Origin of the sequence: Rothia sp. HMSC069D01, assembly GCF_001810135.1 — a bacterium.
Classification (GTDB): domain Bacteria; phylum Actinomycetota; class Actinomycetes; order Actinomycetales; family Micrococcaceae; genus Rothia.
Genome location: NZ_KV800108.1, coordinates 625,686 through 639,235 on the forward strand (window position 1 = coordinate 625,686; position 13,550 = coordinate 639,235).

General features: G+C 58.4%; 9 protein-coding genes. 1 reads left to right on the forward strand and 8 read right to left on the reverse strand.

What is annotated here, in order from left to right; all coding sequences use genetic code 11:
* Positions 1-707, reverse strand: a 707-nt coding sequence (locus HMPREF2710_RS06975; protein ID WP_371326373.1) for a YncE family protein, incomplete at its 3' end; no start/stop codon positions are given.
* Between the two features lie 502 nt (positions 708-1,209).
* On the reverse strand, positions 1,210-2,289 hold the full coding sequence (locus tag HMPREF2710_RS06980) for an S-layer homology domain-containing protein (protein WP_070600297.1): 1,080 nt from the start codon (positions 2,287-2,289) through the stop codon (positions 1,210-1,212).
* Between the two features lie 489 nt (positions 2,290-2,778).
* Here HMPREF2710_RS06980 and HMPREF2710_RS06985 point away from each other — a divergent pair, with 489 nt between their 5' ends.
* Positions 2,779-3,531, forward strand: coding sequence for a nicotinamide mononucleotide transporter (locus HMPREF2710_RS06985; protein ID WP_049357605.1), 753 nt, complete (start codon positions 2,779-2,781; stop codon positions 3,529-3,531).
* 152 nt (positions 3,532-3,683) lie between these two features.
* On the opposite strand, the gene HMPREF2710_RS06990 is transcribed toward HMPREF2710_RS06985, so the two are convergent.
* From HMPREF2710_RS06990 to HMPREF2710_RS09600, 6 genes are all read right to left on the reverse strand, one after another.
* Complete coding sequence (locus tag HMPREF2710_RS06990) at positions 3,684-4,748, reverse strand: aldehyde dehydrogenase (RefSeq protein WP_070600299.1); 1,065 nt, start codon at positions 4,746-4,748, stop codon at positions 3,684-3,686.
* On the reverse strand, positions 4,748-7,543 hold the full coding sequence (gene cas3u, locus HMPREF2710_RS06995) for a type I-G CRISPR-associated helicase/endonuclease Cas3g (RefSeq protein ID WP_070600300.1): 2,796 nt from the start codon (positions 7,541-7,543) through the stop codon (positions 4,748-4,750). Before cas3u ends, HMPREF2710_RS06990 begins: the two co-directional genes overlap by 1 nt.
* Entirely contained in the window at positions 7,536-9,125 is a 1,590-nt protein-coding gene (csb2, locus tag HMPREF2710_RS07000) for a type I-G CRISPR-associated protein Csb2 (RefSeq protein WP_070600302.1), read from the reverse strand. The genes cas3u and csb2 overlap by 8 nt, the downstream gene beginning before the upstream one ends.
* Position 9,126: 1 nt before the next feature.
* A complete protein-coding gene (cas7u, locus tag HMPREF2710_RS07005; protein ID WP_070600304.1) occupies positions 9,127-10,359 on the reverse strand; it encodes a type I-G CRISPR-associated RAMP protein Csb1/Cas7g in 1,233 nt (410 codons plus the stop codon).
* A gap of 1,846 nt (positions 10,360-12,205) precedes the next feature.
* The gene (gene cas2 / locus HMPREF2710_RS07010) at positions 12,206-12,505 is read right to left on the reverse strand and encodes a CRISPR-associated endonuclease Cas2 (RefSeq protein WP_083303508.1); all 300 of its coding nucleotides are present in this window, start codon (positions 12,503-12,505) and stop codon (positions 12,206-12,208) included.
* Positions 12,505-12,639, reverse strand: a complete 135-nt coding sequence (locus HMPREF2710_RS09600; protein WP_256387952.1) for a hypothetical protein — start codon at positions 12,637-12,639, stop codon at positions 12,505-12,507. Before HMPREF2710_RS09600 ends, cas2 begins: the two co-directional genes overlap by 1 nt.
* Between the last annotated feature and the right edge of the window lie 911 nt (positions 12,640-13,550).

A 13,550-nucleotide genomic window follows, 5' to 3' on the forward strand; every position in this document is an offset into this window, starting at 1 on the left:
TTGCCGCCGGTACGCTCGGGCACGTACAGCTTACCGCCGTCAACCAGGATGTTCATGCTGATGTAGCGGGTGCCGCCGTCGGGTGCGCCTTCGAGCTGGATCTTCTCAACCTGCTTGGTCTTCAGGTCAATCGCGGATACGAAGAAGCGGCCGGTCACGAACGCCTTACCGGACTCGTGGTCAACCAGAACGGAGCGGGGGTGCTCAATCCAGTTCGGGTCGGTCTCCGCGATACCCGCGGTGGTCCAGACCTGCTGCATCGTTGCCTGATCGTACACGGACACGGAGTTGTCGGTGGTGTTGGTAACCCAAACGGTGCCGTCTACATCGTCAACGGTGATGCCGTAGGCTGCGTCGTACTGGTAGCCCTTGTCGTTCTTGACGATGGGCAGCTCGGCGACAGCCTCAATCTTCAGGGAGTTTGCGTCAATGCGAGCGATAGTAGAAACGTGCTTGTCGCGGTCTGCAGTGCCCGCAACCCAAATCTTGTTGGTCTTCTTGGAGTATGCGACCTGGAACTGACCGGGCAGGCCCTGGGTGATCTTTGCCATCGCCTTGTCGGTGATGGTGCGAGCGTCAGTGCTCTGGCTTGCCGCCGGGGTGGAGTCTGCCGCGAACGATGCGGGGATGGTGGCAACGCCGGAAATTGCCAGTGCCAGCGATCCAACGGCGAGGCCCTTGAATGCCTTGCTTGAAGCGAGGTTCATATGTATGTCCTTTTTCGTGGGTGGTGTGTGAAGGTGCGTCTCTCCCCCACCGATGGGTGGTGAGGCGCCGCGTTTTTTCCTGCTCTTTGGTGTGGGTTTCGTGGGCCCATGAGGAAGGAAACTAGTCTTCACACAGTATTAAGTAAGGCAACCTTTAACTTACCTTCTAGGTAATACTTACTTAGCGCACAGGATTTTGCAAGATTTTAGGCATATATAACGCAAAATTTCATATGCCAGGCACAGCCTGTCACTAAAACTCCCCGAGGTGCGGCAATGTAGCAGCACGGCACGACTCGGCGCCCCGAAATAGCACGCCAAAACGGTACCCCGACATGGCGCATCCCAAAGCGCACCGCAGGGCGCACCACCCAGGGCGCGCCGTACAACGGGGCATAGCGAAACCCCCGCCTCCAGCAAAAGCCAGAAGACGGGGGTTTCACGCAACCCCAACAGGCACGCGCAGTGCCGGGGGTAGCTAAATTTAGGAGCCGTACGAGAATTAGGAAACGTACGAGAAGTCAGTGAACAGCAGGTTCTGCAGCTTGTAGCGGCGAATGAAACGAGCCAGCTCCGCGCGAGTAGTCGGCGCGGTCGGGTTGAACACACCCGAAGAATCCAGCACGATGTCGTTCGCGCCAGCCCACGCAACGTAACGGTGCAGAGTACCGGCACCGAGCACATCGCGGAAACGAGAACCAGCAGCCTCGTTCATTTCAGTCAGCTGAACCTCCGCGTTGTACTGGAACAGCACAGCCGCCAGCTCCTCGTGAGAAACCGGTGCGGTCGGGTCAATCTTGTCGCCACCGGTGAGCGGCTCGGTAATCCTGCGGTCACGAGCCCAGTGCAGCGCGTTCGCGGTCGGGCGGTCTGCCGCATCCGCAAAGGGGGCAACCTCAGAGTTTTCGCTCACGCCAGCGTGACCAGCAGCGTGGTTCAGCAGAGCAATAAGCTCCTCACGGGTCACAGGGCGGTCCGGCTCAAACGCGCCAGTCTGCGGGTTCGGCATCAGCCACTTCTTCTGGTTCGCCATGCGGATATCCTCAGCGAACGGGTGGTTATCCGGAACATCCTCGAAAGAAGTCTTCAGGATCTTAGTCTCAGCCACGGGGATGCGCGCAGCAATCTGGTGGGCAATCTCCTGGCCCCACGGGTCGGAGCAAATATCCAGCTGCAGGGCGTGCTCGACACCCTCACCCTGCATCAGCTCGATGGGGAACTGGTCGCTACCGCTGAAGCTGTCAGCATCACCGTCAAATTCGGGGGTGAGCGGCCAGGAGCGCAGAGTTTCGAAAGAGTCGTTACGAACGTAGCCGTGGCGTACGGTCAGAGTGGTGCCTTCGGTGAGGAATTCGCGCAGACCGTGTGCAGTGTAGTTGACGGTCATACCGGTTTCAGTGATGGTGGCACGCTGAATAACGAGGCGCGGGCCTTTAGTTTCCTCGGTTGCCGGGGCAAGGTTTGCGGGAGCTTCGTCAGCCTGAGCGGCCTGTGCCTGCAGGGTCAGTGCGCCTGCAGCGGCGGCGGCGGAAGCACCCTTTACGAAAAATCGTCGTGAGAGTCGATGGGTAAGCAAGGGCATGATTGTCCTATTCAGTTCTTGTTTGAGTTGAGTGAGTTACGGGTGGCAGGATGCGCGGACAGCGGCGTAAACGGTGAGTGAGGCCGATACGTTGGGTTCCCTCCCCTGTGTGCGTGAGTGAGACGCAGCATACCGGGGTGCGGGTGTCTGTCGGGCGGATGCGCGGTGAGTGAGACCGGCACGAGTTCCCTGACCCAGTCATCTAGCGTACCTTAAGGTCCCCTTTAAAGCGAAGACGAAACGACGGTGATTTTACGCCCATTTTCGGCGTTCAACGAAGTAGGGGCGTTATCTGGCAGTGTTTGCCGGAAGTTGGTATGGGTTTTTGATGGAGCGATTTCGGGTTGTTCTATACCGAGGCGTTCCGGGATGTGGAACATGTGGGATTCTGAGGTTTTATGTGCGACACGCCGTTTCGAACCCTTTTCAAAGAGTTATAGTTATTGGTACCCTATCACTGTTTCTATATCCTCAACAAAGGAGTTACCCATGGAGGCCAAGGAATTCTCTGAGAAGGCTCTCCTCTTTTTCGCCAAGTCCAAGTACGCCGACCTTTTCGGCGTAGCACTGGTTATCGCCATCGCAGTCGCATCAGGATACCTGGGCACCCGCCTCGACAAATACGTCGACTGGGGCCCGATTACGCCCTTCATCCCCCTCGGTGTGATTTCCGTGATTAACGTGGGTATTTCAATGATGTCTACCCGCCTGACCGGCCGCCTCTCAAACATCGGCAACGTGCTCGGCATTATTAACACGGCGCTGTCTGGCGCGATTGACTACATTCTGGGCAACAAGGCAGCGATCATCACCTACCCGGTAACGTTCATCGTGTACACCTTCGCGATTCGTAGGTGGCAGAACTCCGAACGCGGCAAGGCGATGGAACCGCCGACCGGCGCGAAGGGTCAGCTGATTATTAGCGGTATTGTGGTGGGCTCGTTCGCGTTCTCCCTGGTCGCGAACTACATTGGCTACGGCGGCAAGACCTCGTTCCTGTTCTGGATCACGACCGTAGTGTTTGGCCTCTCCCTGTCAGCAAACATTCTGAACGCGCTCAAGCTCACGATGCAGTGGCAATTCTGGTTCCTGTACAACACAGTGCAGTGCGTGAAGGCGCTGACTCAGGGCAACTTTGCGAACGTCGGAAAGTATATCTTCTACATCATCAATAGCGTGGCGGCGCTCCTGCTGTGGACCCGAAGCGGCACCGCAGCCAAGGGCACCCTGGCGGTGGCGTAAGGGGCGGTTCCCTGGCGCACCAGCTACCGCATATCCACCCAGCGATATGTAGGCACTCATAATAGGTAGGGAGGGGCCCTCCGGCAATACGACCGGAGGGCCCCTCCTCTGCATTGTGCGGGCATATTTGCCCGCTTCGATAAGCGGCTAGGTTAACCCAGCGGAATCGCGCTACCCTTCAGAACCTGACGCTCAGGAGCCGAATCACTGCCCACCTTCACAATGGGGAAAGCAACAAACGCCTGAACACCCTTCTCACGAAGAATCGCCTTCTCATCCGCCAGCTCAGACACGAAAATGTCAGAGCTCAAAGAACCGCGTTCCATCGCCTTACCGACCTCGTCAACCACCCTACGGTAAGGGTGGCTGCGCAGCACGGTTCGCAACCGGGCTGGCGTAACCCTTCCGGAGGGTACCGGAAGCACCATGAGCCGCGGGTGCAAAGCGTTGTACGGGTAGGCACCGGGGGTCACGCCGATTCGGTGGATCTGGTGAATCACCGGGAAGTTCGCAACACCCACCAGGGCGCAGAAAGCGAGCGCAGTGTCCGTCGGCTGCGGGACAGTGAAACCGGTTCCGGTTCGGGAATCCGGCTTCTTATCCAGCGAGTCGTGCAGGGTCTGCCCGGTAATACCGCTGAGCATCGCGGAAGGTTCCCAAGTGGCCAGATCCGCACACATCAAACGCAGACGGTCCTTGACGAACTCCTGGCCCTTGTTGCGGGTTTTCATCTCCCAACGGGATGCACCGTGGTCGGGGCGAGGCGCCTTGACTTCAAAACGCCAGTAGGCAGGTTCGCCCAAGCCAGAGATCCAGAGCAGAGACAGCAGGTCGTCACGTTCCATCAGCGCATCCAGATGAGCCTGTCGGGTCTTCTGGTGAGAAGCCCAGTCGTCCGGGTACTTCTCCGCGTCAATTCCGCGAATACGCGGTGAGAACGGGGAGAAAACAGCGGTTTCCTTACCCGCACCGTAGGACTGGTCAACGTTCACCCAGCTACCATCAGCAGCCAGGGAAGAAACGTAGGAGTGCACGCACTCGGCAATTTCTTCTTCTGACACGCCTTCAGCATGCATCTGGGCGCGCGGCTGACCTTCCTGAGACCAACCGACGGTGACGGTTCCGGGGTGCTTCTGCTCAACCATCAGGGACAGCCCGTAGAGGGCAAAATGGGTCAGTGCCGAGGTGTAGTCACCGGCAATAGTCAACGTTGCCATTAGTGTCCCTCCCGTGAAATCTGGGCATCTGCTGCGCGTTCGACGGCCTCAAGGTAGGCAGTAGCGTACGGGCCGTAGGTGCGGCTCGTCTGCTCCATGAGGTTATCCCAGTAACCGACGTTGAAGAGTCGGGTCGCCTGCTCCTTGAGCGCTTCGTAGTCCATTCCCTCGGGCAGGTAGCCTTCCTTGAGCAGGAAGCCTGCATCGTGGGCGAAGGAGAACCGGCCGTGGCCGTGGCTGCAACCGATGATGCGCAACACCAGGTCACGGTGCTCCCCCACCTTTTCGGGCGAGGCGGCAACCATGAGCGCGGACAGCTGCTCGTGACGCCAGCCCCTCGGCAGGGCGCTACGGCTACGGGCACGGTACGCCTCTGCCACGGAACGGCGGCCACTCTTCGCGAGCGCGCCCGTCTCCGCATCTGCACCCAGCATCTGCTGGAAGCGCAGGTCGCGTTTGCCCTCGTCGTGGTACTTTGCCGCCAGCTCCAGGGCCTCAGAGAATTCCGGTGCCAGGCCGAGGTTCTCGGCAAGCTGGCGGGTACGCTCAGCAACATCGTTCTGGTGGTCGTCCAGAAGAACGGGACCAGCCAGCACCAGTTCCTGAGCAATATCGGAACCTTCAACAGACTTTTTCTCGGTCGCATTGGTCACTTTGGCGTACCAGGAGATAACTTCCTGACCGTCCTCAGCCTCGGTAGTAAGTTCAGAAGCAATCACCTTCTGGCCGTCCGGAGCTTGGGTGTCAAGCAGTTCTACTGCCTCTTCGGGTGAGAGACCCAGGTATTCCCTGAAGTGTTTCTCACGGTCCGTGCACTTCTCGTACACGTAGAGCTTGATGCCCTCGGGGAAGGGCACAGCCTCCAGCTCGTCTTTCTTAGAAGGCAACTCACGCTGAGTCACAGCAATACCCTGGTTCGTGAACGGGATAGTACCCGTGTCAAGAATCAGAACGTCACCGGGAGTCAACGTCTGACTGCTCTCTTCACCCTGGTCAGCATCCTGCCACAGGGAGATTTCACCCTGACGGTAAAGGAACTTACGCGGCTTCACGCCGTGCTCATCCTGGTAGTCCAGAATCTCCTTGAGAATCTTCAGATTCGCGGGGAAAGTTTCCTCGTCGCGCGGTGCGAAGTAGCCGGTCTTGAGAATCTCCATGGCGGCAGAAGTGTTGCTCGGCAGGTTATCGCGCACGATAACACCACCCATCGCGGTTTCTGCGTCCAGGGAGTCGTGCAGCCACAGGTCAAGGTCCGGCTCATCGTAGGGGTTCTCATCGGTACGCGAGAATTCCAGCAGGTCAGACCGCTCCGGGCGCTGGTAGAGCAGACGCTCCGGGGAGGACTGCACCGGCGGGTTCTTCACCATTGCGGCAGGGTTCACCGACGGATTCTCAGTACCGTTGAGTGCTTCGAGCCAACCATACGCATTGCTCAGGTCGACCGCCTTATAAGGAGGCGCGTCCTTCTTTACCAAGTCGCCGCTGGCAGGCCTAATAACAACAACCTTGGAATCCGTACGGTGGCCCAGGCGGTTAACACGTCCGAATCGCTGCGCCAAAGAAGAGGCAGGCGCCAGCTCGGTCACCAGGTCAGCAAAGTCAACGTCAATACCGACTTCGAGAGTCTGGGTGGCCACAACAACCTTCACGGACTTATCGCCTTCGGTAGTGAAGAGCTCGCGATGCTTGTTCTGTAGCTTTTCCAGATCCGAGGGACGCATGCGTCCTACGAGAAGCTGAACCTCATCCTTTGCCAGATCCTTAGCGAGTGCTTCCTTGATAGAGATAGCCGTCCGCACATGGTTGACGATACAACCGACAGTGTGGGCTTCCTTGGAGTCTTCACCCGCCTCACGGTGGGCAAGGAAATCCTTGATAGCGTCCACAGCAGCATTCACGGTCGCAGCGTTACCGGGCTTACCATCCCACTTATCGATGGGGCGGAGCACCAGTTCCTTGTGCGAGTGGACACGCTTGCGCAGCTCCTTGTCATTCGGGCTGTCGAGAGCCTCAATGTCCACGCCCAGGGTAGTCGATTCGCTGTCCTCGGTGGAGGGGGTAGCGGTCGTCTCGACCACCTGCAGGGTGGGAATGCCCAGGTTGACCTCGCGCTTCTGTAGCTCGGCAATACGCTGAGTGGTGTGCAGCAGCTGACGGTTCATGTGTGCCTCATCGAGCACCATGACGGTGTCCATGGCCAGTAGGGCGGTCTCACGCGGCCGGGCAGCCTTGGTGCTACCGTAACCGCGGAAGAGCGCTCGCGAACCGTACATGTCGGGGGTTGCGGCAATGATTGCGCAGGCCGAAATGTCGGTGACCGGCAGGGTGCGATTCGAGAGTTCGCCACGGATATGACCAACCTCGAAGGGGGCACGCCCCTTCTCGTCGTTACGGGTCTGGAAGCTCTGCAGAGCTTCAGCAACCCTACGCAGAATATCCTGCTCGGCGGATTCATCAGTCAGCGCCTTCTTCAGGCAGTCGAGAATCATATCGGCACGAGTTGCCTGGCTGTCGACCAGCGCGCGGCGTCCCACGGTCACGCAGAGGCGACGAGGAACGCGCGGTGCGGCGCCAACAGCAGTGAGAGCATTCGCGAAGAGATGGATATCAACCACGGAGGACTTACCGGAGCCGGTCGGTGCGTTAATACGTTCCGGCCATACCCCGTGCTCGCAAATGTGGTCGAGCACTTCTTCCTGCCAGCTGAAGGGCGCGTACCCTCCATTGAGAGAGGCAAAGAACTCACCGAACTCATCACGAGTAATAGAGGGCAGCTTGGTAGCGGGGCTAGTCATGCTTTTCCTCCTTCTCGCTACGGTCGTATTCTTCAACGGGCACGTCGAACGGAACCAGCAGGCCGCCGCCCATGTGGCGGGACTGGCCGATGGCTACGATGGTAGTGTCCGTTGCCAGGTTGCCGAGGTCTACGACGCCGCGCCACGGCTCTGCGGGCAGAGTGCGGGGCAGCTTGTAGGCGTAGGCGGCGGGGTTCTGGGTTACTCGGTGAGCTTCCAGAACCTTGGCCTCAGCCTTTTCCTCAACCTGATCCCTCAAGCTACGAATTCGTTCGCTCGAGGTTTCAGCCTCGGGCGCCTCGAAGCTATCACGCCACACGTAAGCCATGGAAAGCAGAGCGGCGTCAGCGAAGGTCCAGGCCTTCGTCTCAGTCTTCTTCGGGCGGTTGAAAACGCGCGATTCGGGAACGGCCGCGCTGAGGGTACACCACAGACGCTTGTACCCGGTCTTGGGAGCATCCCAGAAACCCTGCGCGGGCAGGCGCTTCTGGCGAAGCTTCACGGTCAGCCGAGGGAAGTCCTGAGCGTAGAGGGTTTCTACGCTCCTGAGCGCAATACCGAGTTCTACTGCTTCATCGGTCGGGGCGTTGGCCGGGACCAAGACAAGCAGAACTCCCCTAGACTTCACCTCACGACGCAGGTAGTCAGGCAGGTAGCGGGCAGGCAGGTACTGTAGCGCCAGACTGTTGGCCGGCTTGTGACCCTTGGGGTACCTGCCGGTGATGAGGCTGGGCGCGCCGAATCCTGCGGCAGCTACGAGAGCCTTGTGCAGCAGGGAGCTTGCCTTGACGTACTGCTCGGGCTTCAGCTCTTCACCGTCTACTTCGAGGAGCCACAGGTATTCCCAGGGGCTGGTGGAGGTCTCAGCCTCCACCGGCTGGTACTTGATGGATCCCAGGCCTGCGGTGGGTACCGGGGAAGGATGCAAGGTGTCTTCTTTGTTGGTCTTGTCCGCTGATTTGGTGGGCACCTTGGCGGGGTACGCTTCTGCGTGGGCACGCATGAGCGCGTCGATTCGACCGGGTACGGGCACGCGGACGGGCATGCCACCTGCTTCGAAGGGGCCCGACTTAGTGTCGATGGTGTGGGTGGGTTCCACGTCTCCGGTGTAGAGGGCGGTGAAGCTGCTGGCTTCTCCGAGGGAGGGTACTTCGCCACAGAGCTGGGTGATGGTTTCCGCAATGTCTGCGGGTACCTTATCGTACTGCCAGCCGATGGTGTCGGATACAGCCCAGCCGTCGGATACGGCGCGACGTTCGGTCTGCCGCCCGTCCTTCTCGGAATATGCCACTTCGCGGTACATGAAGCGGCTCATCTTGTTGCGTGAGCGGTACACGGGGCACATGTCGGGAAGCTGCAACCCGGTCGGGGGGTTCTCCTCAAGCCACTTGAGAGCCTTGAGAGATTCTTCCGAAGGGACAAGCTGCCCGTTTTCGATAATTGCGTGAGGTCCCTGCGCAGCCGCGCTGAGGAGCGCGGCCTGCAAGCGGGCAGGGTCGGGGAAGGCGTCGGGGCTTCCGTCTGCCTTGTGGCCCTGGTATACGCCGAGCGGGAACCTCGCGAGAATTCCGAGGTTCGTCATATTATTCAGCGTCCTCCGCGGTGGCGTTCGCGATGATGGCGGAGTTGCCCTCGACGTTGAAAGTCTGGCCGTCCCACTCAGCCACGCCAACCTTCTTGGCGTTCTCGATAGCCTCGAGGAGAAGCTGGTCGGTGTCTTCAACGGTCAGGCGGGCGAAGGTCTTCTTCTCGCCGAAACGCTGGTCGAGGGTGACAACGGGTGCGGAGGATTCGATCAGGTCACAGTTAGCGCGGATGTAGAGCTCACGTTCCGCACGGGCGATAGCGTTGAGGCCGAGTGCGGCAAGGAGTGCACGGGCGGCAACGTTCTTGGTTTCGTCCTGGCCGAAGCGCAACTGACGCAGAGTGGCGAGGCTCAGTACCCAGGAACGGATGATACGGCGGCATGCGACGGCACCGGTTTCTTCGAGCACGGGCGGGATGCTACCCAGGCCCAGAGTGGATGCGGAGATACGGGCGTCAGCCTTGGCGGTCTTTGCTTCCTTGCGGCGTGCGGCAACGTTCTTGGCGCTCAGTTCAGCTTCCTGGTCATTAACCAGGGACTCCATGTCCTTAGGGGTAAGCTGCACACTAGCAGCGACAGCGTCGACGCGGGCGCCGCCACGGCGTGCCTGTCGGTGTTCAGCGCCGGGTTCCTGGTCTGCAAGGACACCGATGATTTCACCGACGAGGGCACTACGCAGGCGGACCTGGTTGCTCTTGCGAGTGGAGTCCCATGCGCCGAAGAGGAGTGCTGCGGGGGCGGTGTTGAGCAGCGCGCTCATGTCTGCGGGGGTGCAGTTGCGCAGCGCGCGGTACTGCTCGTTTTCGGTAATCGGCTTGTCGTTGACGCGACCGGCACGGAAGTGGCCGTCGAAGATGCGGTGGGACAGTTCCATGTCGCTGTATTCTACGGGGCCATTTTCGGTCTCGTAGGTGACGACGGCGCGGGGAATCTTGACGACTGCTTCGTTGCTGTACTGGCGGCCCTGTTCAATGGCGGCTTCTGCGCGGTTGAGCTCGGACTGCTTGCTGTCGATAAGGACTACCTTCCGCGCATCGCCATCGATGTAGCGGGTTTCGTAGGCGAAGACGGACTTGGAGCCGTCGACGAACTTGGCGGGTGCTACGGATGCGTGGGGGCCTGCGGCGGGTTCGAGTTCGGTGATGGAGGTGATGACGGAGCCGCGGCCGAGCTTGAGGTTATCGAGGAGATCGGCGAGGGTGATGGTGTTCTGGGACTCGTTCTGGGACATGGTTGTCTCCTTATATGTTGGGTGCACGTTTGCTTCGATGCGTTGGACGTGCACGTTTACTTGTATAGCTTTAAGCTACATCGGTTTTCCGAATGGTGCGCGCGTTTTCGTCACGCTGCTAATTCGGTATGCCATTTCCCTCTCCCCCTGTGCTGTCACGTCCCGCGTTTTGGGTAGTGAAGCACAGGGGGCAGAAGGATATGACTCAGCCACACAAGCGGTCAGCATCGGGGTGGAATTAGGATTCTTTTCCGTAGCCCCGGTATACTGAATCGGTCATGTTTTGTTGCCGCAAAACGTGACCGCCGCTTGATGCGGTTTCACGAATTTGAATAAAAGCCGCCCGTTGCGCCTCGCGTAGCGGGCGGCTTTTTACTTCTTGTGAGTAGTCGGAACATATCCTTCACCTCCTAGATCGGGGCTAGAGCCACTTCGGCAGGTCGCTGAAGTAACCTCCGAGCCAGTTGATGCCTCAACTTTAGCATTAAGAGAATCTATCCACAACACCTCGCGCTCCGATATTTTTAATAATCCGTATAAAATTTAGCTCCTCCCTCTAAGACGATGTTAAAGGAAGGAGCATATTGAAAGCTCTTAAACCCATATAGTTCAAGAGAACAGAGTAGTCTCTGGTGCTCTGATATGTTCAAAAATCCACCTCAATGAAGACTCACACCTCAACGGGTGCGAGAGGGCAGGTAAGAATCATATATCTCGAGAATGTCACCACCAGACCCATTCATTATCCCCATCCCTCTTCTGCGTCGCAATCGGTTCTCTTTTCTGCTCATGATTTCACCATAGCGCTGTTACAGATTACGCGCATCCGATTTGGTCATTTCAGACTCAGCTAGCTGGCAAGAGGAATCTGCAGTAGGTACCGCATCTAGTGTGTCTTCCTGTTTTAAAGAGAATAGCCCCGTTCTAGAAATCAGAGCGGTTTCCAGAGCGGGGCTACGTAACCCGCGTGTAGCTTCCCGATTCGCGTTCAGAACCACAACGAAGATTCCCGCCTGAAGGCGGGGAAATCACTACCCGTGGCTATTCATCAACCACTCCCTGCCACCTCAATGAAAGTCCCCACCCGAAGGCGGGGAAATCCGTCCGCAGGGAAGAAGGCGCTTCGAATCATGGTGCCTCAATGAAAGTCCCCGCCTGAAGGCGGGGAAATCGCCGCCGGAGCCTCTGTAGCCCTCATGCTCGGTGCGGCCTCAATGAAAGCCCCCGCCCGAAGACGGGGAAATTGGTTGAGCCGCCACAGTGCAAAGTCGGTGCAATTGACGCCTCAATGAAAGTCCCCACACGAAGGCGGGGAAATATCGGAGAATACGGACACGTTGCCTGGGTAGAAGAAGCCTCAATGAAAGTCCCCGCCCGAAGGCAGGGAAATGGCGCCTGCGATGTAGTGGTAGGCCTCCATGTCGCCACCTCAATGAAAGTCCCCACCCGAAGGCGGGGAAATCCTGCAACCTCGGCATCACATGCGGCGCACCGTAGCCTCAATGAAAGTCCCCACCCGAAGGCGGGGGAAATTCCGTCTTGCCGGATAACTGCGGTGGGGCCTGCGTTACCTCAATGAAAGTCCCCGCCCGAAGACGGGGAAATGGGCAGGTGTACTTGGGGCTGACCGGCCCCGTCGATACCTCAATGAAAGTCCCCGCCCGAAAGCGGGGAAATGATCTACAGCGCCCAGGTTGATGTAATCCTCACCGCCTCAATGAAAGTCTCCACCTGCAGGTGGAGAAATCTCGCGGAGGCAGACGAAAGCCTCCAAAGGTCATTATCCTCACCTCTACTACCAGTCCGCAATCGAACTCGTCATTCCCCGCTCCCCTGCCGCGCGTTGCTAGAGAATGAGCACATCCGATTCGGTCACCTCACGCGCCCGGCCAATATAGCTGAAGGTCGGCTCGTCAAGGCGGGCCAGCAGCCCCAGGTCGCAGAAGAGCACCGAATCCTCGTCCGGATCGATGAGTTCCTGAACTTCGTCTTTGATGCATCGCACCTTGGCGGGGGCCGCATCCACAATGAAGACGCTGTACTGAATACGGTCCCCATAACTGAGAATGAGCTTGGCCAGTTTGGTGCGCCGCCGGTCGCTGGGCACGTCGTAGGCGATGAGTGTTCGTCGGGCGTCGTCACGCATTATCGTACGGTCACCCCCGTGTACTCGCGGGTGGTTCCGTTGATAACGCCCAGGAGCATGCGGGCCTGCACCTCAATAGCGCGGCGCCACGTCACCGAGTACCCGTAGGTGGGGTGGGTAATCTCCGTGGCCATACGCTTCTCGAAAGTGGCAGATTTTCTGAAGGGCGAGCTACACCCTGTGGGCGAGGGTGACAGATGCGTTGCGGCGTACGGGTGTTGCCTTGCCTCAATGAAAGTCCCTACAAAGCTGCAGGGAAAGTTGAGGTGTTTCCCGCACAAGCCGGGATGAGCCCGCCTCAATGAAGGTCCCAACCGAAAGGTAGGGAAATCGCTGAGTTGAGAATCTTTCATTATTCGCCTTGGCCTCAATGAAAGCCCCTACGAATAGGTAGGGAAATCCCGATACGATGGGATCCCAGTGCAGACCCCCGATACCTCGATGAAAGTCTCCGGCTAGAAAGCAGAGAAATGACGGCCGGTGAGATTGGTCAGTTTGTGCGTACCGCGGCTCAATGAAAGTCCCTCCCGCAGGAGAGAACAGCTCAGAATATGCACCTGACTTACTGAGTGCATGAGTCCTCAACGAAAGTTTCCGTTAGAAACAGAGAAATGCCAAGCAACAGCCGCTTCCCTGACGGGTGACCGCAGGGCGCCTTAATGAAAGTCCCTACAAAGCTGCAGGGAAAGTTGAGGTGTTTCCCGCACAAGCCGGGATGAGCCGCCCTCGATGAAAGTCCCTACAAAAAAGAAGGGAATCGGAGTGCCTAGACTGAGGACTTGAAAGAGCCTTCTGGGCCTCAAAGAAAGCCCCTCCGAAAAGGAAGGAAAATGAACCAGACGTAGCCGTTGTTAGCGACATAGCCGTCGCCTCAATGAAAGCCCTTCCAAAAAGGAAGGGAAATGACGTTTTTAAGCGCGGCGGCATCCTGCCTCAGTCACCTCAATAAAAGCCCTTCCCAGAAGGAAGGGAAATCGTCGGTTCGGGCTCCGGGGTCTGCAGCGCACTCGATCCCTCAATGAAAGCCCTTCCGGAAAGGAAGGGA

Bases quoted from the DNA above. Each gene is read 5' to 3' on its own strand.
- HMPREF2710_RS09600 (WP_256387952.1), bottom strand. From the start codon at position 12,639: ATGGCCACGGAGATTACCCACCCCACCTACGGGTACTCGGTGACGTGG.
- HMPREF2710_RS06980 (WP_070600297.1), bottom strand. From the start codon at position 2,289: ATGCCCTTGCTTACCCATCGACTCTCACGACGATTTTTCGTAAAGGGT.
- csb2 (WP_070600302.1), bottom strand. From the start codon at position 9,125: ATGACGAACCTCGGAATTCTCGCGAGGTTCCCGCTCGGCGTATACCAG.
- cas3u (WP_070600300.1), bottom strand. From the start codon at position 7,543: ATGACTAGCCCCGCTACCAAGCTGCCCTCTATTACTCGTGATGAGTTC.
- cas7u (WP_070600304.1), bottom strand. From the start codon at position 10,359: ATGTCCCAGAACGAGTCCCAGAACACCATCACCCTCGCCGATCTCCTC.
- HMPREF2710_RS06985 (WP_049357605.1), top strand. From the start codon at position 2,779: ATGGAGGCCAAGGAATTCTCTGAGAAGGCTCTCCTCTTTTTCGCCAAG.
- HMPREF2710_RS06990 (WP_070600299.1), bottom strand. From the start codon at position 4,748: ATGGCAACGTTGACTATTGCCGGTGACTACACCTCGGCACTGACCCAT.
- cas2 (WP_083303508.1), bottom strand. From the start codon at position 12,505: ATGCGTGACGACGCCCGACGAACACTCATCGCCTACGACGTGCCCAGC.